Annotated in this window: 16 protein-coding genes; 6 read left to right on the top strand and 10 right to left on the bottom strand. The window is 67.7% G+C overall.

The annotated features are described in order from the left end of the window. The first annotated feature begins 46 nt into the window (after nucleotides 1-46). The gene (locus OG326_RS07150; protein WP_327143814.1) at nucleotides 47-910 is read left to right on the top strand and encodes a dienelactone hydrolase family protein; all 864 of its coding nucleotides are present in this window, start codon (nucleotides 47-49) and stop codon (nucleotides 908-910) included. 103 nt (nucleotides 911-1013) lie between these two features. Here OG326_RS07150 and OG326_RS07145 read toward each other — a convergent pair whose 3' ends face one another. The 4 genes from OG326_RS07145 to OG326_RS07130 all read right to left on the bottom strand — a co-directional run bounded on the left by OG326_RS07145 (nucleotide 1014) and on the right by OG326_RS07130 (nucleotide 3980). Next, nucleotides 1014-3026, bottom strand: a complete 2013-nt coding sequence (locus tag OG326_RS07145) for a hypothetical protein (RefSeq protein ID WP_327143813.1) — start codon at nucleotides 3024-3026, stop codon at nucleotides 1014-1016. Further along, complete coding sequence (locus tag OG326_RS07140; RefSeq protein WP_327143812.1) at nucleotides 3023-3343, bottom strand: hypothetical protein; 321 nt, start codon at nucleotides 3341-3343, stop codon at nucleotides 3023-3025. The genes OG326_RS07145 and OG326_RS07140 overlap by 4 nt, the downstream gene beginning before the upstream one ends. 33 nt (nucleotides 3344-3376) lie before the next feature. Next, the gene (locus tag OG326_RS07135; RefSeq protein ID WP_327143811.1) at nucleotides 3377-3685 is read right to left on the bottom strand and encodes a DUF6802 family protein; all 309 of its coding nucleotides are present in this window, start codon (nucleotides 3683-3685) and stop codon (nucleotides 3377-3379) included. Nucleotides 3686-3785: 100 nt separating this feature from the next. Next, nucleotides 3786-3980 carry a PspC domain-containing protein gene (locus OG326_RS07130; protein WP_327143810.1) on the bottom strand — a complete coding sequence of 65 codons (195 nt, stop codon included), beginning with the start codon at nucleotides 3978-3980 and terminating at the stop codon, nucleotides 3786-3788. Nucleotides 3981-4095: 115 nt separating this feature from the next. Between OG326_RS07130 and OG326_RS07125 the strand changes: the two genes are divergently transcribed. Beyond that, complete coding sequence (locus tag OG326_RS07125; protein WP_327143809.1) at nucleotides 4096-5736, top strand: ABC-F family ATP-binding cassette domain-containing protein; 1641 nt, start codon at nucleotides 4096-4098, stop codon at nucleotides 5734-5736. Between the two features lie 353 nt (nucleotides 5737-6089). On the opposite strand, the gene glmM is transcribed toward OG326_RS07125, so the two are convergent. From glmM to OG326_RS07100, 5 genes are all read right to left on the bottom strand, one after another. Next, nucleotides 6090-7457, bottom strand: coding sequence for a phosphoglucosamine mutase (gene glmM, locus OG326_RS07120; RefSeq protein ID WP_327143808.1), 1368 nt, complete (start codon nucleotides 7455-7457; stop codon nucleotides 6090-6092). Nucleotides 7458-7616: 159 nt separating this feature from the next. Next, nucleotides 7617-8135, bottom strand: a complete 519-nt coding sequence (gene rpsI, locus OG326_RS07115) for a 30S ribosomal protein S9 (RefSeq protein WP_327143807.1) — start codon at nucleotides 8133-8135, stop codon at nucleotides 7617-7619. Beyond that, nucleotides 8132-8575 carry a 50S ribosomal protein L13 gene (rplM, locus tag OG326_RS07110; RefSeq protein ID WP_297621223.1) on the bottom strand — a complete coding sequence of 148 codons (444 nt, stop codon included), beginning with the start codon at nucleotides 8573-8575 and terminating at the stop codon, nucleotides 8132-8134. The genes rpsI and rplM overlap by 4 nt, the downstream gene beginning before the upstream one ends. 201 nt (nucleotides 8576-8776) lie before the next feature. After that, complete coding sequence (locus tag OG326_RS07105; RefSeq protein WP_327143806.1) at nucleotides 8777-10849, bottom strand: hypothetical protein; 2073 nt, start codon at nucleotides 10847-10849, stop codon at nucleotides 8777-8779. 64 nt (nucleotides 10850-10913) lie between these two features. Further along, on the bottom strand, nucleotides 10914-13634 hold the full coding sequence (locus OG326_RS07100; protein ID WP_327143805.1) for an FHA domain-containing protein: 2721 nt from the start codon (nucleotides 13632-13634) through the stop codon (nucleotides 10914-10916). 229 nt (nucleotides 13635-13863) lie between these two features. Between OG326_RS07100 and OG326_RS07095 the strand changes: the two genes are divergently transcribed. Next, a complete protein-coding gene (locus tag OG326_RS07095) occupies nucleotides 13864-15309 on the top strand; it encodes a metallopeptidase (RefSeq protein WP_327146399.1) in 1446 nt (481 codons plus the stop codon). 1 nt (nucleotide 15310) lies between these two features. Here the strand turns inward: OG326_RS07095 and OG326_RS07090 are convergent, their stop codons facing one another. Then, nucleotides 15311-16669 (bottom strand): FHA domain-containing protein, encoded by a 1359-nt coding sequence (locus OG326_RS07090; protein WP_327143804.1) that lies wholly within the window; start codon nucleotides 16667-16669, stop codon nucleotides 15311-15313. Nucleotides 16670-16826: 157 nt separating this feature from the next. On the opposite strand from OG326_RS07090, the gene OG326_RS07085 reads away from it, so the two are divergent. The 3 genes from OG326_RS07085 to OG326_RS07075 are packed head-to-tail and all read left to right on the top strand — an operon-like array spanning nucleotide 16827 to nucleotide 20888. Next, a complete protein-coding gene (locus OG326_RS07085; RefSeq protein WP_327143803.1) occupies nucleotides 16827-18404 on the top strand; it encodes a serine/threonine-protein kinase in 1578 nt (525 codons plus the stop codon). A 33-nt stretch (nucleotides 18405-18437) separates the two neighbouring features. After that, nucleotides 18438-19661 (top strand): DUF7373 family lipoprotein, encoded by a 1224-nt coding sequence (locus OG326_RS07080; protein WP_327143802.1) that lies wholly within the window; start codon nucleotides 18438-18440, stop codon nucleotides 19659-19661. A gap of 15 nt (nucleotides 19662-19676) precedes the next feature. Next, a complete protein-coding gene (locus OG326_RS07075) occupies nucleotides 19677-20888 on the top strand; it encodes a DUF7373 family lipoprotein (protein ID WP_327143801.1) in 1212 nt (403 codons plus the stop codon). Nucleotides 20889-20900: the final 12 nt, after the last annotated feature.

Raw genomic sequence — 20900 nt, 5'->3', positions numbered from 1 at the left:
CGGCCGAAACACCCCAATGGCCCGGCGATCGGATAAGTTCACTGTCGTGTCGGCGTCTGTGAAATCGCTCCTGAGCACTTTGACCGCCCGCGGCCCGCATTCGGTGCTGCGCGGCAACCTCGGCATTGCCGGACAGCCAGGGGTGGTGTACACACCCGAGAAGGGGCTCAATCTGCCGGCGGTGGCCTTCGGGCACGGCTGGCTGACGGGCGCTGTGAACTATCGGCGACTGCTGGAGCATCTGGCCTCCTGGGGTTACGTCGCCGCCGCGCCCGATACCGAACGCGGCCCGATCCCTTCGCATCTGAACCTCGCGACCGATCTGCTCACCACCCTGGACATCTGCGCCGGGGTGCGGCTGGGCGGCGGCGATATCAGCGTGCATCCCGACCGGCTGGCGCTGGCCGGGCACGGCATGGGTGCGGGCGCGGCCGTCATCGCCGCCTCGCAGCGTGAGGTCGCGGCCGTCGCCGCGCTCTTCCCCTCCCCCACCTCCCCGTCCGCCGAGGCCCTCGCCCCCGGAATCGACACCGCCGCACTGATCCTGGCCGGCGCCTCCGATATCGGCTCGGTCAGCTCCAATGCCATCCCCCTGGCCACCGCCTGGGGCGGCAAGACGATTCTGCGTTCGGTCGAAAAGGCCACGCACAACGGCATGGTCGAGGGCCGCCGCGCCCTGTCGGCCCTCGGCGCCGGCAAGCACGAGCCCAAAACCGAACGCCTCACCCGAGCCCTCCTCGTCGGCTTCCTCAACTTCGAACTCCTCGGCGACAAGAAATACAAACTCTTCGCCGACCCCGAAGCCCTCCTGCCCCACACCGAAATAGTCGACCCCGAAGCCGTGGAAGAAGAGCCCGAACACCCCCAAAAACTCCCCCTCCTCCAACTCGTCCAGGCCCTCCGCAAGTAAACCCACCCGCCACCCCATGGCCGGAATCCGCCGAAACCAGCTGGAATACAGCGGGTGCGGATCCCGGCCAAACACATTCCGGGCTAACGCCGACATCTCGCAGTCATAACGGCGTCGCGTCCGAGAGTTCGGGGATCTCGACGCCGCCTTCTGGGATTTCTACGGTCGGATCGGCGTTGGCGTGGGGCGAATTTCCTTCGGGGGCAGGGACTTCGGAGAGCGGCATGGAGGGGTCCGGTGGCGACGCACGGTCGGGGGGTGTGACTGGTGCGGGATCACGGTCGGGGGCTAATTGCACCTGGTCGGGTGAGACTCGGCCGGTGTCGGGGAGCGGAGCATCGTCCGGCGACGGTGGGGTTCCTTCGGGCGCGGGCGGCCCTTTGATGATGCAGGACGCCGGAGCGTGCTCGGCGGATTGTCCGTCAGGTTGAGGGATGGCTCTGCTTTCTTCCTGCGGCGCTGGACATTCGGCTGATCGCGGCGGGATATCGCAGGACGGGAGTGGGGCATCGCAGGTAGGGGCCGGGGTGGTCGGGCCAGGTGGGCAGTGCCCGGATGGTGATCTCGCGTCGACGCTCGGCGACTCGCCGGTGGTGCCCGAGTCGCTCCCCGGATGGTGTTGCTGCCCAGGGTGATTGGTGTCAGGTTGCGGGCACTGCCCCGCGGGGGCTCCGCCGTCTTTATCGGGTTGGGGTGGATGTTCCGCCGGGTGCTGCGAGTCCGGGGCGGGATCAGGGTGGGCGGAAGGGTCGGAGGGGTGAAGGAGGTCTGTCAGAGAGGGGAGCTTGCCGGGGTCCAGGACCGACAGCAGGGATCGAATGAGGTCGGCCAGGCTGGTGAGGCCGTTGGAGTCCGAATTGGGCTGGGACTGTGGGTGATTGGATCCCTCTGATTGCGCGCCGGGGGCCGACGGGGATCGGTTGGCACCGTCGGGTGGAGCGGAGGGTGCGGACTGGGCTGAACCATTCGGCCGAGCGTTGGGGACCGACTGCGCGTCCGCAGGCGGGGTGTTCGGAACCGACTGGGGCTGTGCGCATCCGGCGGAACCGGAATCCGGAGATGAGTCCGGCAGGGAGGGTCGGGACAGGTCCGCCGGGGAGTGTGGTTGGGCGGGTGGCGATTCCACTGAAGCCGGGGCGGTCGGCGCGAAGTCTGCGGCCTGGGGGCCGCCCGAGGTGACCGATGGGTAGCTCTGATGCGGTTGCACCGGAACCGGTTCCGGTCGCTGCGCCCATCCGGTCTCCGGCGCGACCTGCGGCTGTGACCCCCGTTCGGCCTGTTCCGGCGCAGCGTGCGGCTGTGAGCCCCGTTCGGCCGACTCCGGCACGGCGTGCGGCTGTGGCCCCCGTTCACTCGGGGCCGGTTCCGGCTGCCGACCCCCGGGCGCGCCCGGAGACGGTTCCGGGGCGGGCGCGATGACGGGGATCGGGGCGGGCTGTGGGTAGGGCAGGTCCAAGACCTGGTTCATGGCCGCGACGATGGTGTCGTAGTGGGATTCGAAGCAGCGGTTGGTGGCGGTACAGGCTGCCTGGAATGCGGCGAGTTTGTGTTCCACATCGGGTTTGAATGTGGTGGTGAGCCAGGGGTCGGGGTGATCGCCGAGCATGGCTTCGATATCGTCCGGCGATTTGCCGGCGATCGCGAGTTTCCCTACGCCGCCGGGGGTTTCCTCGAGCAGGCCGAGGACGCTCTCCGCCTTGGTGAGCACGGCCTGCCGCAGTGGCTCGACGGCAGCGCCGATGGCCGTGGCGGCGGAGCGCGCGGCGTCGATATCCTCGCGGGCTCGGCGCAATTGGGTGACCACCATCGCCAGCGCCGCACCGCCGGCGCCGCTGGTCCAGCAGGACGGCAGGCTCTGCGCCACCCCGCACTGGGCAGCCCACTGCGCTTCGGACTGATCGAGCGCCTGCACCAATTCCGTTCGGGCACTGTCGAGTTTCGCGAGATCGGCGCCGCGCTGCTCGTCGTATGCGGCTTGCAGGGCGCTGAGCTCGATATCGTGCGGCGCCGTGAACGCCCTGTCGTAGAGCGGCAGGAACCGCTCCCAGTACTCCAGTCCCGGCGCGCCGTAATCCAGAATGTCGTCGACCGATTTGCCGCTCATATCGAAGGTCACGGATGCACCCCCGATACCGCGGCCGCGCGCTCGTGGTCGATGCGCGCGTATTCCGCTGCGGCGCGGTCGAATACGTCGGCAGTAGCGGCAGTGACCGCAGACCAGCGGTGCAGACACGCCGCGATGTGCTCGAATCCGTGCTGCACTGCCGCGCCCGACGCTGAATAGTTGCGCCCGGCTTCCTCATTGCTGATGCCGAAGACATGCGCACCCACCCGGCGGGACTGCTGTTCCAGCGTATCGGCGCACCCCCGCAGTGTGGTGATCGTGTCGCGCAGCCCATCGAGATCCACGCCGAGCACGTCGAATCCACCCATCGATCCCCCCTCGCTCGAATCCCCCCGGTTCGGCTACTTGCCCAGGCGCCCTTCGTCTGTGCGCACCCATTCGGACGAGCCATCCGGATGATGATGGAACTCCCAGGCCGAGTAGTCACCGCCGGTATCCACAACGGTCACATGATCGGCGTACCCGTCGTGATCCATATCGGTCCACACGTGCATGGCGTGGTCACTATTGGTGGTCACGGTGTCCGGTAGACCGTCACCATCGATGTCCTGCGTCGGGTGCGCTAGCTCTACCGCGCCGAGCGCACCGAGCTCGGAATGTGAGTCGAGATTCGGCAGATCCAGGCCCGGCAGATCACCCGATGTGACCATGTGCGCTCCTCCGCAGTGACGTGATAACCATCCTGTCACTCACGCCGACGGCACGCAGCCCCTTCATACCGAATGTGGATAACTCTCAGCTGTGGATAACTCAGTGCTTCGGAATGATGATCCACAGGATGATGTAGAGGATGAACTGCGGTCCCGGCAGCAGGCAGGAGAGCACGAACAGCAGCCGGACGAGATTGGCGTTCCAGCCGAAGTATTCGGCGATACCCCCGCAGACTCCGGCGATCCACTTGTCATGGTTCGAACGGGTCAGGCGCTTGGTGGTCTGTGTTGTCATACCTCCACTCTCCGCACCGCGGGCCCGCCGCACATCGGTCCCCTGACCCATTCGCACCCTGAACTTCGGTAGGGCGGGGTCAGGGTGCAACCCTGAGCAGGGCAGAATCGCGCAGGTGAGCACCACTCTGCATGCGCGCGGACTCGCTGCCGGACACGGCGAACGCACCCTCTTCGAAGACCTCGATCTCATCCTGGCTCCCGGCGATGTGATCGGCCTGGTAGGGGTGAACGGCGCCGGAAAGTCCACTCTGCTGCGCATGCTCGCCGACGGGCACGCCCCCGAGGGCGAGATCACCCTCAGCCCGCCCGATGCCACGGTCGGCTACCTGGCCCAGGAACCGGAGCGCATCGAGGGCGAGACGGTGCTCGAATTCCTGCGCCGCCGCACCGGCGTCGGCGAGGCCCAGCGCGTCATGGACGAGGCCGCCGAACGCCTGGCCGAGGGCGGCGACGACGAATTCTCCCCCGCCCTGGAACGCTGGCTCGCACTCGGCGGCGCGGATCTGGAACAGCGCGCCGACGAGACCGCCGCCGACCTCGGTCTGACCGCCAGCCTGCCGCACGGCCTGGAAACCCCGATGACAGTCCTGTCCGGCGGCCAGGCGGCCCGCGCCGGTCTGGCCTCGGTCCTGCTGTCCCGCTTCGACATTCTGCTCCTGGACGAGCCCACCAACGACCTCGATCTGGACGGCCTGGCCCGCCTGGAACAGTTCGTCACCGGCATCCGCGAGCCGCTCATGGTGATCAGCCACGACCGAGAGTTCCTGGCGCGCACCGTGAACAGCATTGTGGAATTGGATCTGGCACAGCAGCAGGTAGGCATCTACGACGGCGGTTACGAGTCGTACCTGGAGGAGCGGGAGATCGCCCGCCGCCACGTCCGCGAGGCCTTCGAGGACTACGCCGATACCAAGGCCGGCCTCGAAGCCCGCGCCGGCATGCAGCGCAATTGGATGGAACACGGTGTGCGCAATGCCCGCCGAAAGAGCAAGCAGGACTCCGACAAACTAGGCCGCAAAGCCCGCGCGGAAGCCACCGAGAAGCAGGCGTCGAAGGTCAAGCAGACCATGCGCCGCATCGAGCGCCTGGACGCGGTCGAAGAGCCGCGCAAGGAATGGGAACTGCGCATGGTCATCGCCGCCGCCCCCCGCAGCGGCTCGGTCGTCGCCACCCTCTCGAATGCGACTGTCACACGCGGTGATTTCACCCTCGGCCCCGTCACCGTCCAGGTGGACTACGGCGACCGCATCGTCCTGACCGGAGCCAACGGCGCAGGCAAATCCACCCTGCTGTCGGTCCTGCTCGGAAAAACGAAGCCGGACACCGGATCCGCCGCCCTGGGCTCCGCGGTGGCAATCGGCGAGGTAGACCAGGCCCGCGGCCTCTTCCGCGGCACCTCCACCCTCTCGGATACCTTCAGCGCCGAAATCCCCGACTGGCCCGAAGCCGAAGTCCGCACCCTCCTGGCCAAATTCGGCCTCCGCGGCCCACACGTCCTGCGCCCCAACGACACCCTCTCCCCCGGCGAACGCACCCGGGCCGCCCTGGCCCTCCTCCAAGCCCGCGGCGTCAACCTCCTGGTCCTCGACGAACCCACCAACCACCTGGACCTGGCCGCCATCGAACAACTGGAGGAAGCAGTCGAATCCTTCACCGGCACAGTCCTCCTCGTCACCCACGACCGCCGCATGCTCGACAACGTCCGCGCCACCCGCCGCTGGCACCTGGAGACCGGCAAACTCACCGAGGAGTAGCCGCCCATCCGGACCCGATGGCCGGACAATTCCGGCGCAACCACCCAGCCATAGCCTCCCAACCGGCAGCCACTTCACCGAGAGGGCTCTCACGGTGGCGACACGCCGCAAACCGCCACCGTGAGAGCCCTCTCGGTGAGTAAACCTCCCCAAGGCGCCCCTCAGCCTTTGTTCTTGCGCCTTTTGTCTTTTCGGGTTTTGTCTCGCAAAGGTAACCAGGGCCAGGCCCCCCGTCAGGAACGTGAGGTCCCCTCCCGAGTCGGGAGCCCAAGCCGGGTACGGCAGGCGACGTGCCCAGCACTGCTTCTTTTCGCACGCCTGTCTACGCGAGACGGGCTGTGTTCAGTCCGGGGTCAGACGGCGGCGACGAGCTTCGCGAGGTCGTCGGCCAGGCGCTGGGCGAGGCCCGGATCGGTGGCTTCCACCATGACGCGGACGAGTTGTTCGGTTCCGCTGGGGCGCAGGAGGACTCGGCCGGTGTCGCCGAGGAGGCGTTCGGCTTCGGTGACCGCGGCGACGACCTCGGTGGCGGCCGCGACGGCGGCTTTGTCGGAGACGTGGACGTTCACCAGTACCTGCGGGACCGTCTGCACGATGGCCGCGAGATCGGCCAGGGTGCGGCCGGTTTCGGCCATGCGGGCCATCAGCTTCAGGCCGGTGAGCACGCCGTCGCCGGTGGTGCCGAATTTGGGCAGCACCACATGGCCGGATTGTTCGCCGCCGAGGGTGAGGCCGCTGCGGCGCAGTTCCTCCAGGACGTAGCGATCGCCGACGGCGGTGGTGCGCATGGCGATTCCGGCCTCGCGCATGGCGATGTGCAGACCCAGATTGCTCATGACGGTGGCGACGAGGGTGTCCTCGGCCAGTTCGCCGGAGTCCCGCATGGCCATGGCGATGACGGCCATGATGGCGTCGCCGTCCACGATGGCGCCCGTGGCGTCCACGGCCAGGCAGCGGTCCGCGTCCCCGTCCAGCGCCAGGCCCAGATCGCCGCCGTGTTCGACCACCGCGCGCTGGATCTGCCCCAGATGCGTCGATCCGCAACCGTCGTTGATGTTCAGGCCGTCGGGTTCGGCATTGATGGCGACCACCGTCGCGCCCGCCTCGCGAAGGGCGGCCGGGCCGACCTCGGAGGCCGCGCCGTGCGCGCAGTCCACCACCACGGTGAGTCCGCTCAGGTCACGCCCGGTGGCTTCCACCAGGTGCTCCACATAGCGCTCATGGGTGCCTTCGAGGCTGTACTGATCGTGCGTGCCGAACAGCTGCCCCGGCTTACCGAGCACCCGCCCGACGCCCGCGCCCACGGGCCGATCGAACCTGCCCTCGGCCATGAGCGCCTCGATACGGTCCTCGATGGCGTCGTCGAGCTTGTGCCCGCCCGCGGCGAAGATCTTGATCCCGTTGTCCGGCATGGGATTGTGCGAGGCGGAGATCATCACGCCCAGGCACGCGTCGTACACGCCGGTCAGGTAGGCGACGGCCGGTGTCGGCAGCACACCTACCGAAAGTACGTCCACGCCAACGGAAGTCAGGCCCGCGATGACGGCGGCCTCCAGCATTTCACCACTGGCCCGCGGGTCACGCCCCACCACGGCCAGCGCGCGCTTCTTCCCTCGGCTGAGCACCTGCGCCGCGGCGGCCGAAACCTGCAGCGCCAGTTCCGGACTCAGCGAGTCGTTGGCGAGCCCGCGGACTCCGTCGGTGCCGAACAAACGTCCCATACCTCACCCCTGACTGGTCGATATACAGCACGAGAGCAGACGCCCGGACGGTTTGCGAAAACCGTTGCAGGGAGCCTGCTCTCGTACAGGTTACCGTGTAGACCGTACCGCGTTCGGCCCGAAGCAGGTTCGAACACGGTACAGCCCGACGGCGGAAAATCAGCGCTTCGAGTACTGCGGCGCCTTGCGGGCCTTCTTCAGACCGTACTTCTTACGCTCGACGGCGCGGTCGTCACGGGTCAGGAAGCCGGCGCGCTTGAGGGCGGGACGGTCATCCGGGGTGACGATGATCAGCGCACGCGCGATCGCCAGACGCAGGGCGCCGGCCTGACCGGACGGGCCGCCGCCGACGAGACGAGCGAAGATGTCGAAGGACTCGCTGCGCTCGACGAGCACCAGCGGGGACTTCACGAGCTGCTGGTGCACCTTGTTCGGGAAGTAGTTCTCGATGGTGCGGCCGTTCAGCACGAAGTTGCCGGAACCCGGCACCAGGCGCACGCGAACAACGGCTTCCTTACGACGGCCGACGGTCTGCACCGGGCGGTCGATGAGGACCGGAGCGAAGGTCTCTTCTTCGGCGGTGAACTCGGCCTCGTAGCCGTCACCCTCCTCGACGACCTCGACGGTGGTGTCTTCCACGACGAACTCGTCGTCGTTGAATTCCTCAGGAGCGGTCACTGTGCCACCTGCTTGATCTCGAACGGAATGGGCTGCTGGGCAGCATGCGGGTGGTTCGGGCCTGCGTAGACCTTCAGCTTGCCGCCGATGCTGTTACCGAGCTTGTTCTTCGGGATCATGCCCTTGACCGCGCGCTCGACCAGACGGTCGGGGCGGGTGTCCAGGATTTCGCCGACGGAGCGGGACTTGAGGCCGCCCGGGTGCCCGGAGTGGGTGTGGATGAACTTGTTCTCACGCTTGTTGCCGGAAACGGCAACCTTGTCAGCGTTGATGATGATGACGAAGTCGCCACCATCGACGTGCGGAGCGTAGGTCGGCTTGGTCTTGCCGCGCAGCAGGTTCGCTGCCTGAACGGCGAGACGTCCGAGGACTACGTCAGTGGCGTCGATGACGTACCACTGGCGGGTCACGTCACCCGCCTTCGGGCTGTACGTAGGCACAGTCGTTCCCTGTCTGTCGTATGTGGTGCCAGCCAGGCATGTGGTCGAGTGATCCCGGCGGCTGGTGGAGACCCGGGGCTCGCGCGACAGCCAGGAATGAACCCCGGCCGTACCGCACGCCAACGAGCCACAGTACCAGCGCGGCCCCATCGACCTGAAACCGGCCGCAGTACCACCGGCCGGAACCGGCTTACGCCCCGGTCAGATCTGCATCGGCGGGCCCGGGTCCACACCGCGGACCGGACCCGGAATGGTGTAGCGGAGCGTATCGATGCCGAGCGTGAGGCAACCTAGGTGCTGCGGATCGTCGATGCTGGAGATGCCCGGCAGCGGGGTGCCCGACGCCCACGGGGTCAGCGCGCAGACCTGATCGATCAGGTGCGTATCCAACATGTCGGATATGCCGGACTGACCGGCAGCGAGCTGCACCGACTCGGTGTCGGAATGCATCATGCCCATGGCGCCCAGCGCGGCGGCGCCGATGATGATGGGCGCACCGAACAGGTTGCCCTTCATCTTGTTCCACAGCTTGCCCTTGCGCTTGCCGTCACCACCGGAACTCGAATCAGGCTGTCCGGCACCTTCTTCCGGCGGCTGCGGATTCGGCTGACGCGACCCACTCTGCGGCATCGACCCACCGTACATCGCACCGGCCTGACCAGGAGCGTTTCCGGAAGGACCCGCAAAGTTCGCACCCGGGCCGCCGTAGTTGCCCGGCCCGTATCCGGTGCCCGGCGCGCCGTAACCACCCTGTCCGGGCTGTCCGGGCTGTCCGTATTGGCCCTGCGCGGACCCGTCCTGCGGGCCGTAGCCGGGTTGCCCCTGCTGTCCGTAATTCGGCTGCCCCTGCTGTCCGTACCCGGACTGCCCCTGCGGTGCGCCGGTCGGACCGTAACCCGGGCCGTACTGCACCGCAGGAGGATTCGACTGTGCCGCACCGGTATTCTGCTGCCCCGCACCGGGATTCGACTGCCCGGGCTGCGCCGTATGCCCCATGACAGCCGTCATCTGGTCATCGGCCGGAGTCCCCGGCGGCCGGGTGAAACGCCCGCCCACCCCCGCCAGCCCCGGCGGCAGCCCACCGCGCGACGCGGTGGGAACCTGCGCGAGATCCTCGGCGCTCACCCGCCGGGTTTCGCCCGCCGGATCGGCCACCGGCTGTGCTCCGGCGGCAGGACCTGCCGCATGCGGAGATTCGAGGCGCGGTGCACCGGACTCACTCGGCGGCACCACATTTCGCGGACCCTGATCCACCGGCCGGGCGTCCGCGGCGGCGGGCTCGGGCGCCGCCGGACCCTGCGGCGCGACCTGTCCGTGGCGCGGGAACTCCCCGGTCGATGGCCCGACCCGGCCGGCCTGCTCCGCATGCCGCGGCGCATTCGGCGCCGAACCCTGTTGCGGGACCTGCGTTTCCGAGCGAGCCGCCATCGCCTCCGCGGTGAGCTCACTGTCATTGACCAGCAGATGCGTGGCGCCCAGCACCAGCGCGTGCATCGGATGCTCCGCCACGTGGAACCGGTGCCCGAGATGGTTCTGGAAGGCCAGGCGCAGCGCGTCGTTGAAGCACACATTGCCGGCCAGCAGCACGGTGGAGGTATCGGCGCCGACGCCGCGCGCGGCCGCCATCACCTCGATGACCACATTGTCGGCGGCCCGCGCCTGATGCAGGGCATCGGCGGTAATGGGCACGCTCACCGATTCGGTGGGGTGGTCGTCGTCGCCGTGCACGGCCACCACCAGCACTTCACGTCCATCGGAGTAGACGCCGGTGGCCCCGACCCCCGGCCCGCGACCGGTGCCGCGCACCAGTCCGAGCGCGCGAATGTATCCGGAGAGCGCCACCGATTCGGGCAGCGCCTCGGCGACAACACCGAGGTTCTCGACCAGGCGCACGAATTCGTCGACCTTGGGGTCGGGCCACTCATCGGGGAACGGCAGCGCCAGCACGTCGGGCTGCCCACCCAGATGGGTGATCACCGCGGCCAGCGGATTGAACATGCGGGCCTTGAACACCAGGTCCGCGGGCCAGGTCGCCCCGGCCACCACTATCTGCGGATGCCCCAGGATGTCGCGCACATCGGAGATGGCGATGCCGACGTCGGGACGCCGGTCCACACCTGCGGTATGCAGTCGGCCGGATGAATCCGCCAGCAGATAGGCGGGCGGCGTATATGTGCCCTCGACCTGGACCGGGCGTATCGACGCGCCACCGCCACCGGCGGCCACCGATACCACGTCCCAGCCCAGATGCACTGCCCCAACTCGAGCTGTCACAGCCATCAGTGTGCCTGCTCGCCGAGGGAAGCGCGCGACTCCCTGCCCAACCGGGCCCCCGGGCTCATATCGCGGACTTCTTCAGCCGCAGCCGCGACCAGGTGAACAGCGTCAGAATGACGGTGAGCACCAGCAGCATGCCGATATCGAGATACCAGATATTCGCCGCGTGCTTCCACAGCCGATCGGGCTGCGCGGTGGCGAAGAGCTCCCGAATATTGACCGTGGACGCCCCCGAGGCGTAACCCCAGCGCGCCGGGAACAGCCACGAAACCTGTTCCAGCACAACACGGCCGGTCACCGGGATCATGCCGCCCGCCATGACCAGCTGCGCCATGATGGTCACCACCAGCAGCGGCATCACCTGCTCATTGGATTTGGCGAGCGTGGACAGCAGCAGCCCGACCACCACGCAGGTCACCGCGGTCATGGCGATATCGATGTACAGCTCGGCACTGCCCGCGGAGATCACCGCACCAGGTCCGGGCCGCTTCTTGGCCAGGAGAACAATGCCCATCATCACCGCGGATTGCAGCAGCGCCGCGAAGCTGAACACCACGACCTTGGACATCAGGTAGGAGCCGGACCGCAATCCGACCGCGCGCTCGCGGTAGTAGATGGCACGCTCGCCCACCAGATCACGCACCGTCAGTGTCGATCCCATGAAGCAGGCGCCGAGAATCAGCACCACCAGCAGTGATTGCGCCTCACTGCCGCCGGTGGCGACGAAAGAACCGTCGGGCATCTGAGTGAACCCGCCCTTCTGGAAGCCGTTCTTGCCCGGCACCACCAGGGACAGCCCGCCCAGCACGAACGGAAGTATCAGCAGGAAGGCGAGATACCCGCGATCGGCGAGCACCAGCCGGAACTGCCTGCGCGAGAGTGTCGAGAACTGCTTGAGCGCACTGGATTTCGGCGGCTTGGCCTTACCGCCCGGCTGCACGGCCGGGGGCGGCGGCGCAAACGCCTGCCGGGAGCGGAAATTCGCGAAGGCGCGATCGGGATCACTGGCGACGCGGGAGAAGATCTCCGCCCAGTCGCTGGTGCCGAGGAAATCGCGCACACTGCCCGGATGCCCGCAGAACGCGGTCTTGCCGCCGGGCGCGAGCAGCAGCACCTGATCGCACATGTCCAGGCACGCAACGGAATGCGTGACCACGATGACGGTGCGGCCGGCGTCGGCGAGCTCACGCAGCATGGTCATGACCTGACGGTCCAGCGCCGGATCCAGGCCGGAGGTGGGCTCGTCGAGAATCAGCAGCGAGGGGCCGGTGAGCAGTTCCATGGCCACCGAGGCGCGCTTGCGCTGACCACCGGAGAGCCGGTCCACCCGGGTATCGGCATGCTGGGTGAGCGAAAGCTCGTCCAGCACACCGTCGATGACGCGCTGCCGGTCGGCCCGGCTGGTATCGGGCGGCAGCCGCAGCTGTGCGGCGAAGCCGAGCGCCTGTTTGACGGTGAGCTGCCGGTGCAGCACATCGTCCTGCGGCACCATGCCGATGCGCGAGCGCAGCGCTTCGTATTCGGCGTGCAGTCCGCGGCCCTCGAAGGTGACCACGCCCGAGGACGGTTGTGTCGTTCCCGCAATGAGTTTCGACAAGGTCGACTTACCCGCACCGGACGGGCCGATGAGCGCGGTCAGCGTGCCCCGCCCCGCCTGCATGTTCACATCGACGAGCAGCTGCTTATTGCCCTCGACGGTGAAACTGACCCCGTGCACGTGCAGACCCTGCTCGGCGGGCGGGCGTTCCCGGCGCACCAGCGTGCCCTGCTGGACCTCGAAGTCGACATTGCCGACGGTGATGATGTCGCGGTCGCGCAGCACCGCGCGCTGCTCACGACGGCCGTTGACGAAGGTGCCGTTGGCCGATCCGAGATCCTCGATGGCCAGATTGCCGCGATCGGACAGCAGCCGGGCATGCCGGCGCGAGGCCAGCGGATCATTGACGACGATCTGATTGTCACTGGTACGGCCGATGTTCAAGCCGCCCTGCGGAATTCGATCCGCGCGCGCGGCCGGACCCGTCGCCGCGCGGGCCCGCACCGGCGGCGCCGCCGAAATGCTGGCCTTGGCAGTCATATTCAGATTGTCCGGAGCCTCCGGATGCAGCGGCACCGACGGTTGCACCGGCTGCTGCCGTGACTGCGGCGGAACCGGATGCTGCTGCCCGGACTGCGGCTGCACGGGATGCTGCTGTCCCGACTGCGGCTGCACCGGATGCTGCTGTCCCGACTGCGGCTGCACCGGATGCTGTGGCCCGGACTGCCCGGGTCGCAGCGGTGGTTGCACCGGCGGCTGTGCCCCGCTGACCGGCGGACGCCCGACCTGCACGGGCGGCTGCTGCCCGGATACCGGTGGGCGCTGCTGCGGCGGCGTGGGCGGCCACTGCTGCGGCGGCTGCGGCCGATTCTGCACCGGCGGCGCCCAGCGCTGCTGCGGCTGCGGCTGCGACGGCGGTCCCTGCGGGGTCCCCACCCGCGGAATCAGGTGCAGCAGTGGACCGGTGATGGCATCGCCGAGCCGAACCTGGGTGGGCCGGTCGATCGGAATCGGCTGGCTCAACCGGCGGGCGTCCACGAAGACGCCATTGGTGCTGCCGTTATCGGCGAGCACCCAGCTGTTCCCGCGCCAGGCCAGGGTGGCGTGCACCCGGGAAACCAGCGGACTGTCGACGAATACTGTGACTTCCGGTGCCCGCCCCATGGTGATCTGCTGACTCGCGTCGAAGACCCGATCGGTTCCTTCATGACGCACGGTGATCTGCTGCGCCCCCGGTAAAGACATGGCCCGGATACTACCGGCTGCACCGCCGCGGACCCGGGGAGTATCGGACCGTCCGCCGAGAGCCCGGCGGCAGGCATCGATACGGCCGCAACCGCCCGGAACCGCAGGTAACCCGCACGACGCGGTGGCGCCCCGGCGGATAATATGCGTGAGGCTCGGACGGCGCGGTACGCCGCAATGTCCGATCCGGGGTGGATTTACGGTCGGCCGTGAGGGAGTGGACGTGGGGATGCGCGGGCGCCGGGCGACGGTGACATTCGCCGTTCTCACCTTGATCGCGGTGCTGTTGACCGGATGCACACGAAATATCGGCGGCCGTGCGGTCTCGATCTACGACGATCCGTTCAAGGTGGCCGGGCTGCCCACCACCAGCGGTCCGAACGGACCGCGCACGGGGGTCCCGGATTCGACGCTCACAGCGTCGAATTCCGACGGCGGCCCGATCGACAAACTCGTGCTCAATGCCCTGGACGATATTCAAACCTATTGGCAGGGTGAGTATCCGAAGGAGTTCGACGGCGCCTTCACCCCGGTCGACAAGTTCATCTCCTGGAGCGCGAAGGCCCCGCGGGCGCAGTCCGTGCAGTTCTGCCAGGAGAGCACCTACCGCCTCGTCAATGCCGCGTTCTGCAGTCTCGACGGTTCCATCGGCTGGGACCGCACGGTGCTGCTGCCGACCGTGCAGGACACCTTCGGGAAGATGTCGGTGGTGACGGTGCTCGCGCACGAGTACGGCCACGCCATCCAGACCATGGCCAATATCGTCAATCGCAAGACCCCGACCCTGGTCAAGGAGCAGCAGGCCGACTGTTTCTCCGGCGCGTTCATTCGCTATGTGGCCGAGGGCAAGGCCAAGCATTTCACCATCAATACCTCCGACGGCCTGAACGCCATCCTGGCCACGACCGTCGCCATTCGTGATGAGAATCCGAGCGATCCGGGCAGCGTGCACGGCTCCGCGTTCGAGCGCGTCACCGCCGTGCAGGTCGGCTTCACCGACGGGCCCAAGGGCTGTAAAGGCATCGACACCAAGGAGATCGAGCGCAGGCGCGGCAATCTGCCGCAGTCCCTCGGCAGTGACAGCGCGGACGATGAAGCCGATGTGGACCAGGCCCATCTCGACCAGCTGACCAAGGAGATGGCCGCCATCATGCCCATCTCCAAGGAGCCGAAGTACAGCTACGACAGCGCGAAGATGAGCTGCCGCAATGGAAAGGACACCGAGCCGGTCACCTACTGCCCGGCCACCAATACCATCGGCACCGATCTGCCCGCGCTGCACGATCGCGGCGTAGCCAATACCGATGAGCAGGACGGTCTACCGGTCAAGGTGACCGGCGCCTTCACCGCGTATGTGGTGTTCATCTCGCGCTATGCGCTGGCGGTGCAGCAGAGCACCGGGCAGACGCTCAAGGGCGCGAAGACCGGTCTGCGCGCGGCCTGTCTCTCGGGCGTGATCACCGGAAAGATGGCCGACCCCGGTCGATCCAAGGCCGACGGCGATATCGGGCTGTCCTCCGGCGATCTGGACGAGGCGGTCTCCGGCCTGCTCACCGACGGCCTGGCCGCCAGCGACACCGACGGCAATACGGTGCCCAGCGGCTTCTCCCGAGTAGACGCCTTCCGCGCCGGCGTCCTGGGCAACCAGAACACCTGCACCTCGCGGTATTCCTAGGTCACCCGAACGGCGGCGGCGCGACCGGCTCCAGCCGCAGCACCCGATTCCCCAGCATCATCTCGGTGCCCGGAACCAGCGTCATCGGCTGATTCGATTGCAGCCGAACCCAATCCCGGTATCCGGGCAGCCGCGCCCGGGTGCCGTTGGTCGAGCCCCGATCGATCAGCATGACATCCCAGTTCACCAGGCGGATTTCGGCGTGCGCCCGGGACATGCCACCGGAATTGTCGTCGATCTTCAAGGGCACCAGCCCCGCTCGCGCCGCCTCGGACTGCTCCGGATCGCGGCCCACCACGGCATCGGCGGCCAGCATGTAGGTCATACCGTCGTCGAGCACCAGCATGCCCAGCGGCGGCCGGATCACCTCGGCCACCGGCTGGGTCTGATCCACCGGCATCCCGCACACACTGCAGAACGCCGACCGGGGATCGCTGGGATGCGCACGCGCGCACTTGAATCCGAGCACCTTCACGGTGAGCGCGGTGGCCTTGGCCGTCGCCTCGAGCCGGCGCTGCAGATCCGGATCGGGTTTCGGCGCCGGATTGGTACCCATTTCGGCCGGGGCGCCACCTGCTTCGGCGCGTTTGACACCACCTCGCTCGGTGGGTGCGCGATGCGGATCGAAATCGTCGGCAGGCGGATCGTAACCGGCCGTGGCAGGCGGTGATTCGAGCTCCCGCTCGTCGCTCACCGCAGGGGGTAGATACAGCCCGGCGGGAACGCTGGTCGAGGTGCGGGTCGGAGTCAGGTTGGGGTCCAGCGGAATCGGCTGCGAGTCCGACTCGTAGGCGGCAGTAGGCGGCGGATCCGGCTCCGGCACCGCCGAATCCCCCTCGAACCACACCACCGCGCCCACTGCCTGCGCGACTCCCGCCACCAGCGAACCGATTCCGCGCTCGGGTAGCTCCGGCACCCGCCGCTTACCGTCCTCGACGAACAGCGCCGCCGCCCGCGCGGGCCGCTCGGCGACCCGGTCCACGGTGAATGCCGCATCACCGCCGCGGTAGTACTCGACCGTGCGCCCGGCCAGCACCGCGGTCACCGAACCGTGCAGGAAGAGGGCGAGGCCGCCGTTCGCGGCGGCGGTCAGGATGCCGAACTCGACCGGCTGTCCCGGCGAGATCCGCTCGGCCTCCTTCATGAGCCAGCGCGTGGCCTGCCGCGCCACCAGCGCGCCCGGACCGCCGGGCGCCTGCCCGGTCGCCTCGGTCACCAGATCTGCCAGGGCGTTCGCCGCCGCCACGGCCCGCGAACCCGCCGTCAATCGCTCCCGCTCCCGGTGTGCGACCAGCAGCACCGACCCCGCGACCCGCATGAGCACATGGTTGCCCGCGACAACCTCGACCTGCCGATCCATCAACGGAACCGGCCCCTGGAATACACGCGGCACGGGACGTTCAACACAGGGACCAGGTTACGTGCACCGGCGTCCGCTGGGTCATCCCGGAGCAGGTGCAGTCGGTAAGCTCCGGCTGGCAGCGCCCCGTACCACCGAGTCGATCAGGAGCCCCAGCATGGCGATGAGTCCCGGCACCATCGTCGGCGGCTACCGGATCGTCCGGGTGCTCGGCTCCGGTGGCATGGGCACCGTCTATCTCGGCAAGCATCCGAGCCTGCCGCGCATGGATGCGCTCAAGGTGCTCTCCGCGGACCTGTCCCGCGATCAGGAGTTCCGGGCGCGCTTCGAACGCGAGGCCAATCTGGTTGCGGGCCTGGACCATCCGAATATCGTCTCGGTGCACAATCGGGGCGAGGAGAACGGCCAGCTCTGGATCGCCATGCAGTACGTGGAGGGCACCGACGCCTCGGCCGAGGCCAAACGCGATCCCGCCGCCATGACTCCGCTGCGCGCACTGAGCATTACCACCCAGGTCGGCAAGGGCCTGGACTACGCGCACCGCAAGGGCCTGCTGCACCGCGATATCAAACCCGCCAATTTCCTGCTCTCCAGCGTGGACGGCGAGGACGAGCGCGCCCTGCTGGCCGATTTCGGTGTGGCCAAATCCACCGAGGACACCACCGAGCTCACCCAGACCGGCAGTTTCGTGGCGACCATCGCCTATGCCCCACCGGAGCAGCTCTCCGGCGGCGCCCTCGACCATCGCGCCGATATCTACAGTCTGGCCTGCTCGTTCTACAAACTGCTCGTCGGCCAGAACCCCTATCCGGCAACACAACCGGCCATGGTCATGATGGGCCACCTACACGAGCCGCCGCCCCGTCCCACCGCGGTGAATCCGCATCTGCCCGTCGCGCTGGACTATCTCTTCGCGCGCGCCCTGGCCAAGAATCCGGCCGATCGCTTCAACAGCTCCCGGGAATTCACCGATGCGGCGGCGAATGCGCTGACGCCGGGCTACAACCCGGTGCCCACCCACACCTCCCCCACCTATCCCATTCAGGTGGCCTCGCCCGGCATGCTGCGGCCTTCGGGTGAGAATGCCAGCGCCGCAGTCACTTCCAAGACCGCGGTGACCGGGAGCAGGAAGAAGCGCACACGCCTCTACCTCGGCGCGGCAGCCGGAGCGGTGGTGGCGGCGGTCGCCGCCGGTGTCGGCATCGTCGCCCTCAGCGGCGATGATCACACCGCCAAGCCCCTTGCCGCCAACTCGGTGACCGCCGCCCCCACCTCGGCGAACAGCGGCCTGACCCCACTGGCGCAGGCGCGCAATGACAATCCCGCCTTCCAGGGCAAGGTCATCACGCTGGTGGACGTCGACCAGCAGAGCTCGAGCCTGGGCCACTACTCGATCTATCTGACCGGCAGCCAGCAGGCGAACTTCATGACGAGCCTCGGCTTCGTCTACAACGTCGCCTACTCGCCCGCCGCCGGCGAGACCTCGCCCCGCGCCTCGGACGGCTGGGGTTCCCTGCAGGTGACCGACAACTCCTACGTCGTCGCCGTCCGCAGTGACGAAAAGGCCGGTGGCGGTGGACTACTCGGCCTGCCGAGCGAAATAACCAGCTCACGGGCCATCGTGGTGCCGCTCGACGACCCCGCCGCCGTCGCCGCCATGCGCAATTGGACCCCGGACTCGGAACAGGTTCTGCTGAGCAAACTCGTGCCGGTGCTGCACAACCGCGTGAAGTAGGGTGGCCCGATCGCGGGCCGACGGAGGGGAACCATGCGGAAACTGGGGCGGGCGGCGCTCAGCGCCACGATAGCGCTGGCGGTCGCCCTGACGGCCGCCTGCGGATCCGGATCCCACACACCTGCCACCCTTCCCGTACCGGTCGTGAACCTGGCGAGCCTGGATGTCGGAAACCTGCCCACCCAGCCCAAGTACTACGGCAAGCCGACCGTCTTCGATATGGCCAGGCAGGTCGAGGCCATGCGAATGGGCGGCTATATACCGCTGCCCGTGCAGGTCGATCCGGAGGTCAAGTATCCGGCGCAGGCCATGGGCGTCACGGTGCGCACCTTCGTCGACTTCGGTTCGCAGGCGATCCACAGCCGCGTCGCCGCCGATCCGGCCGTATTGAACTCCGCCGCACAGGGATTCCTGTCCGGATTCGTCAGCAGCGGCAAATCCGATGAGAAGGTCAGCCTGTCGTACGAGCTGGAGAACATCGTCCTGCTCTTCACCGACGACAAATCCGCGGCCGATGCGGCGCAGGCGCTCGGGCAGGCCGATTTCGACGCCACCCCCGGCGCCGAGCGGATCCGGATCGACAAGTATCCGGCCGCCTACGCCCTGGCCGAGAACAGTGACGGCGGTCCGGTCCGATCCTGGTATGCCACCGGCAGATTCGTCATTCTCACCAGTATCTTCGACAGTGTCCTGAGTGCGATCGGCTCCCGGGATCTGCCCAAGCAGATCGGCCGGGTGCAGCGCAGCCTGGATGTCATACCGCCCGCGCTCGCCGCATTCCCGGCCACGCCGGTGGATAAGCTCATGGAGGTGCCGGTGGATCCGGACGGCGTCATGGCGCGTGCGCTGCCCACCTTCGCCGATGATCCCGATCAGGCCGGTATGCCGGGTGTGTACGACCGCCAGGGCGGGTTGCAGGTCGTACAGGGGCCCGACGAGATCAAGCTCTTCGACGACGCGGGCGTGGACCGGGTGGCGTGGAAGGGCAACTACGTCTACCGCGCCCGCGATGCCGCGGGCGCCGCCAAGATCGTCGCGGCGCACAGTGAAACCTCACGGCTGTTCCGGCCCGCCGATTCGCCGAAGAATCTGCCGAATGCCAAATGCCGCAAGTACATCGGTCCCGAGTTCGCGGCGATCGCGCACTACTGCTTCGTCTCGTACGGCCGATACGCCGCCGAGGTGTCGGCGGGCCAGCTGCTGGACGCGCAGCAGCGTATCTCCGCGCAGTACGCCATTCTGGTCAATGCACACTGAGCCGGGGGGACTGTGATGCTTTCACGACGAATTCGCGGCGGGGCGCTGGCCATCACCGCATTCGCGCTGACCGGGTGCGGAGCGCACGTCGACGGTACGGCGCATCCGGGCGAAATCGATGTGCGCACACTGGATGTGGGGCCGTACTCCACCGCACCGCTGGAGCAGCGGTACGTCTTCTATCCCTCCCTGTCCTCCGGCCTGAACCTGGCGTCCATGCGGCTGGCCGATCAGGTGGTCAATGGTCCGGAGATCGATCCGACGCTCAAATTCGGCACCGGGATGACGGCCTTCACCAACTCCGACAGCGCGACCATGCTCGCGGCGGTTTCCCGGCCGGTGCTCGCGAACAATGGCATGCTGTTCGGTGTCAGCGCCAGCAATGCGGACCGGCAGCTCAACAGGGATGAGCCGATACCGGGTGATCTGGGGTTCACCGTGGTCACCGTCGTGCAGTTTCCGGACGAGGCCGCCGCGGCCAAGGCGGCCGCCGAACTGGACGCCGCGGACTTCGGGGTCGCGGCGGATGTGAATCAGCCGCTCACCTTGGCCAAATATCCTGCCGCGCACGCACATTGGCGTCCCGGTGTCGCCTCGATGGGATCGACGCTGGCGCACGGCAACTATGTCGTCGACCTCATGGTGGGTGAGAAGACGTCGGAGGCCGACCCGCTGACCGCCCTCGCCGAGAAGGTGTACGACACCGAACTGCCGCTGCTGGACGGATTGAAACCGCTCAGCAAAGAGGATGCGCTGCGCCTGCCCGACGATCCGGACGATATGTTGCGGCAGACGCTGTCGCCCAGCGCTTTCGGCATTCCGGACCCACAGACCGAGGCGCGCTACGAATTGCGCGGCTTCCTGAATCAGGTCGGCGATCAGGACTATTGGTCGCGCCTGATGAAACTCGCTGGAGTGGACCGCTTCTCGAAGAGTTCGGAAATGGCGAGCAGCAGCATGCTGTACCGAACCCGCGATACCGCCGCCGCGACAAAGCTGGCGGGCGTGATTCTCGACAAGACCTATCCGGGCCCGGCCGATCCACCGGCGGTGCTGCCGAATTCGAAATGCGGCGAAAACCCGATTCAGGACAGCTTCGAGATCAAGCGCTTCCGCTGTGTGGTGACGTATCGCCAATACGTTGCGACGGTGGAGAGCGATCAGTTGGACGATGCCCATCAGCGGGCCGCCGCACAGTACGGATTGCTGGCAAACAGCACCTGGTGACCCCGGTGTGAC

Origin of the sequence: Nocardia sp. NBC_01327 (assembly GCF_035958815.1) — a bacterium.
In the GTDB taxonomy this organism is placed as follows: domain Bacteria; phylum Actinomycetota; class Actinomycetes; order Mycobacteriales; family Mycobacteriaceae; genus Nocardia.
Note: the sequence above shows the minus strand (reverse complement) of the source record. Positions and strands in the feature narration are given on the sequence as shown.

What these genes read in the sequence shown, in the direction of transcription:
- OG326_RS07140 (WP_327143812.1), bottom strand. Translation starts at nt 3,343, where the DNA reads ATGGGTGGATTCGACGTGCTCGGCGTGGATCTCGATGGGCTGCGCGAC.
- OG326_RS07135 (WP_327143811.1), bottom strand. Translation starts at nt 3,685, where the DNA reads ATGGTCACATCGGGTGATCTGCCGGGCCTGGATCTGCCGAATCTCGAC.
- OG326_RS07130 (WP_327143810.1), bottom strand. Translation starts at nt 3,980, where the DNA reads ATGACAACACAGACCACCAAGCGCCTGACCCGTTCGAACCATGACAAG.
- glmM (WP_327143808.1), bottom strand. Translation starts at nt 7,457, where the DNA reads ATGGGACGTTTGTTCGGCACCGACGGAGTCCGCGGGCTCGCCAACGAC.
- OG326_RS07100 (WP_327143805.1), bottom strand. Translation starts at nt 13,634, where the DNA reads ATGTCTTTACCGGGGGCGCAGCAGATCACCGTGCGTCATGAAGGAACC.
- OG326_RS07095 (WP_327146399.1), top strand. Translation starts at nt 13,864, where the DNA reads ATGCGCGGGCGCCGGGCGACGGTGACATTCGCCGTTCTCACCTTGATC.
- OG326_RS07090 (WP_327143804.1), bottom strand. Translation starts at nt 16,669, where the DNA reads ATGGATCGGCAGGTCGAGGTTGTCGCGGGCAACCATGTGCTCATGCGG.
- OG326_RS07085 (WP_327143803.1), top strand. Translation starts at nt 16,827, where the DNA reads ATGGCGATGAGTCCCGGCACCATCGTCGGCGGCTACCGGATCGTCCGG.
- OG326_RS07080 (WP_327143802.1), top strand. Translation starts at nt 18,438, where the DNA reads ATGCGGAAACTGGGGCGGGCGGCGCTCAGCGCCACGATAGCGCTGGCG.
- OG326_RS07075 (WP_327143801.1), top strand. Translation starts at nt 19,677, where the DNA reads ATGCTTTCACGACGAATTCGCGGCGGGGCGCTGGCCATCACCGCATTC.